2 protein-coding genes are annotated in these 663 nt (G+C 73.2%); both read left to right on the top strand.

The genetic code is table 11. The features are described 5' to 3' along the window. A partial coding sequence (locus tag B7767_RS33695; RefSeq protein ID WP_085575419.1) for a DUF2809 domain-containing protein occupies positions 1 to 280 on the top strand: 280 nt, incomplete at its 5' end. 76 nt (positions 281 to 356) lie between these two features. Next, positions 357 to 599: an acyl carrier protein gene (locus B7767_RS33690; protein WP_085575418.1), complete on the top strand. Its 243-nt coding sequence runs from the start codon at positions 357 to 359 to the stop codon at positions 597 to 599. Positions 600 to 663: the final 64 nt, after the last annotated feature.

Genomic DNA, 663 nt, shown 5'->3' with positions numbered 1-663 from the left:
CGGGGACGCCCTCTACACCCTGCTGATCTTCGCCCTGGTGGTCCTGGCGGCGCCGCAGGTGACCCCGCCGAGGGCCGCCGGGATCGCGCTCGCCGTCAGCTGGGGGATCGAGTTCCTGCAGCTCACCGGGGTGCCCGCGGAACTCTCCCGGCACAGCACCGCGGCCCGCCTGGTCCTCGGTTCCACCTTCAACGCGCCGGACCTGTTCTGGTACACGATCGGCGCGATCGCCGGCTGGCTCCTCGCGCGGGGGCGCGCGGCGCCGCCCGGAGAGCCGTGAGGCACGGAGCCGGTTTCACCGGGCGGGGAGGTGATACCCGGCCCTGCGACCTGTTCCCCCACACGCAGGAGGGCTCATGGCGACCGGCGAGACGGGCTTCAGCGATGTCGTGTACGACCTGATCTCCGTGCAGTACCACTCGCTGAAGGCGGGCCACGACTACGGCCAGTACGTCCGCGACGCGGAGAACGCGGACCAGAAGGAGATCGCCGACTTCTTCAGGGAGGTCATGGAACAGGACTCGGAACGCGCGGCCCGCTGCCACCGGTACCTGGCCCGGCTGTCCGGCACCGACCAGGCCGGCCCCGCCGTCGACTGACGGCACGGGTGCGTCACGGCCCCGCCCGGCCGGCACCGGGCCGGCCGGGTCCCGGCATGCGGGC

It is taken from the genome of Streptomyces sp. 13-12-16, from assembly GCF_002114215.1.
Lineage (GTDB): Bacteria > Actinomycetota > Actinomycetes > Streptomycetales > Streptomycetaceae > Streptomyces.
The sequence above is the reverse complement of the archived record's forward strand: the minus strand, read 5'-3'. Positions and strand labels throughout refer to the sequence as shown.

What these genes read in the sequence shown, in the direction of transcription:
- B7767_RS33690 (WP_085575418.1), top strand. Translation starts at nt 357, where the DNA reads ATGGCGACCGGCGAGACGGGCTTCAGCGATGTCGTGTACGACCTGATC.